At 71.5% G+C, this 2,413-nt stretch carries 3 protein-coding genes and 1 pseudogene; 3 read left to right on the forward strand and 1 reads right to left on the reverse strand.

Going from position 1 to position 2,413, the window contains the following annotated elements:
* Together DQP58_RS26505 and mnmA are read left to right on the forward strand one after the other, a co-directional pair.
* Positions 1 to 436, forward strand: a 436-nt coding sequence (locus DQP58_RS26505; protein ID WP_114149380.1) for an aminotransferase class V-fold PLP-dependent enzyme, incomplete at its 5' end; no start/stop codon positions are given.
* Positions 437 to 1,513 carry a tRNA 2-thiouridine(34) synthase MnmA gene (gene mnmA / locus DQP58_RS26510; RefSeq protein ID WP_165827967.1) on the forward strand — a complete coding sequence of 359 codons (1,077 nt, stop codon included), beginning with the start codon at positions 437 to 439 and terminating at the stop codon, positions 1,511 to 1,513.
* Here the strand turns inward: mnmA and DQP58_RS26515 are convergent, their stop codons facing one another.
* Positions 1,514 to 2,158 carry a sensor domain-containing protein gene (locus DQP58_RS26515; RefSeq protein ID WP_205869556.1) on the reverse strand — a complete coding sequence of 215 codons (645 nt, stop codon included), beginning with the start codon at positions 2,156 to 2,158 and terminating at the stop codon, positions 1,514 to 1,516.
* Positions 2,159 to 2,258: 100 nt separating this feature from the next.
* On the opposite strand from DQP58_RS26515, the pseudogene DQP58_RS26520 reads away from it, so the two are divergent.
* Positions 2,259 to 2,413, forward strand: a pseudogene (locus DQP58_RS26520) (methionine synthase); the annotation flags it as partial.

Below are 2,413 nucleotides of genomic sequence, written 5' to 3' on the forward strand. Positions count from 1 at the left end.
AATGGCCGCGGCGGCCCGGATCTCGGTCGACGGGCTCGAGACCAACAGCGCCCGGCTGCGGGCGTTGCGCGACCGGTTGGTCGACGGCGTGCTGGGCGGCATCGAGGACGTAACCCTCAACGGGGCCCGCGACCCGCTGCGGCTTCCCGGCAACGCGCACTTCACCTTCCGCGGCTGCGAGGGCGATGCGCTGTTGATGCTGCTGGACGCCAACGGAATCGAGTGTTCGACCGGATCGGCGTGCACCGCCGGCGTCGCGCAGCCCTCGCACGTGCTGATCGCGATGGGCGCCGACGCGGCTACTGCGCGCGGATCTTTGCGACTCTCGTTGGGACACACCAGTTCCGGCGCCGACGTCGACGCCGTGCTGCGGGTGCTGCCGGGCGCGGTGGACCGCGCCCGACGGGCCGCGCTGGCCGCAGCGGGGGCGTCCTAAGTGAAAGTGCTCGCCGCCATGAGCGGCGGCGTCGACTCGTCGGTCGCCGCCGCCCGGATGGTCGACGCCGGACACGACGTGGTCGGCGTGCACCTGGCGCTGTCCAGCGCACCCGGCACGCTGCGCACCGGCTCGCGGGGGTGCTGCTCGAAGGAGGACGCCTCCGATGCGCGCCGCGTCGCCGACGTCCTCGGGATCCCGTTCTACGTATGGGATTTCGCGGAGAGGTTCGCCGCGGACGTCATCGACGACTTCGTGGCGTCATACGCGCGCGGCGAAACGCCCAACCCCTGCGTGGTGTGCAACCAGAAGATCAAATTCTCGGCGCTGTCCGCGAAGGCCGTTGCGCTGGGCTTCGATACGGTGGCTACCGGCCATTACGCCCGGCTCGCCGACGGCCGGCTGCGCCGCGCGGTCGATCACGACAAGGACCAGTCCTACGTGCTGGCCGTCTTGAGCGCCGAGCAGCTGCGGCACGCGGCGTTCCCGGTCGGGGACACCCCCAAGCCGCAGATCCGGGCCGAAGCCGCCCGGCGCGGCCTGACCGTTGCCGACAAGCCGGACAGCCACGACATCTGTTTCATCCCCTCGGGCAACACCCGCGCGTTCCTGGGCGAGCGCATCGGGGTGCGCCGGGGGGCGGTGGTCAATGCGGACGGCACGGTGCTCGCCGAGCACGACGGCGTGCACGGTTTCACCATCGGCCAGCGCAAGGGACTCGGCATCGCCGGACCGGGACCCGACGGCCGCCCGCGCTACGTGACCGCGATCGACGCCGAGACGGCCACGGTGCGGGTGGGGGAGGCCGCCGATCTCGAGATACACGAAATGGTCGGGCGGGCACCGGTTTTCACCTCGGGCGTCGCGCCGCCGGGCCCGCTGGAGTGCGCGGTTCAGGTGCGCGCACACGGTGAAGCCGCCGACGCGATAGCCGAACTGGTCAACGACGAGCTGGTGGTGCGACTGCGCGCGCCGATGCGCGGCGTGGCGCGCGGTCAGACGCTGGTGCTCTATCGCCGCGACCCCGACGGCGACGAGGTGCTCGGCAGCGCCACCATCGCCGGCACCGCACGCTGATCACCGCGGCATGTTCGCCGAGATGTTCGTCATCACGATGTCGGACACCGACGGCGCGAAGCCGCAGAAGGTGACCTCCAGCATGGCCACCGACAGGATCCGGTAGTCGCGGCCGCATCCGCCCGGCCGCAGGTGCAGCGTGGTGGCATCGGCGTTCCAGTCGCCGACGTAGAGCTGCCCGCTCGAGCCGTTCGCGCAGTCGCCGACGGTGCCCACCAGGGCGGCGAAGGCGCGCCGCGCGGCGTCGGCATCGCGATAGGCCGCGGCGCCTTCGGAGATCAGCGCGCCGTCCGGCGGGTCCTGAAACGTCGTCTTGTGGAATGCCTCCAGGTCGCGGCCGAACGTCGCCGTTTCGGCGTAGATGAACCGGCACTCGCGCGGCGCGGTCTCGGCGAGCGCGTCGATGTCGACCGGGCTGGTGCCGTCCATCGAGGGGATGATGGTCAAATGCTCACCGGCGCCGGTGATCGCGCGCATCCGAGACTGGTCCAGCAGGATCGCGTCGACGTCGACGCCCTGCACCACCCTGCGGTTGGCGCCGGAACCCGCCAGGGCCGCGCCGTCCACCACCCGGGTGCACGACGTCACCAGCGCCACCGCCGCGCACAACAGCGGCAGCCACGCTGATTTCGCCTTCCGCGCCACCGATACGCACCCCTTTTTGCGTTGAACCTACCCGCGCGGACCGCGCGCACACAGACCCCTGCCGACCGGGAGGTACTGCGACGTCGAATACGGTTGCCGGGTGAGTGTTTTCGCCCATCCCTTCGCCACCGCAAGCGGTGTCGGATCGTGGCCCGGCCGCGCCGCGCGGGAAGCCGCCGAAGTCGTGGTGGGCGAACTGGCGGGCGCGCTGGCGCACATCGTCGAGTTGCCCGCCCGCGGTGTGGGTGCCGACAT

Origin of the sequence: Mycobacterium colombiense (assembly GCF_003284975.1) — a bacterium.
Classification (GTDB): domain Bacteria; phylum Actinomycetota; class Actinomycetes; order Mycobacteriales; family Mycobacteriaceae; genus Mycobacterium; species Mycobacterium europaeum_A.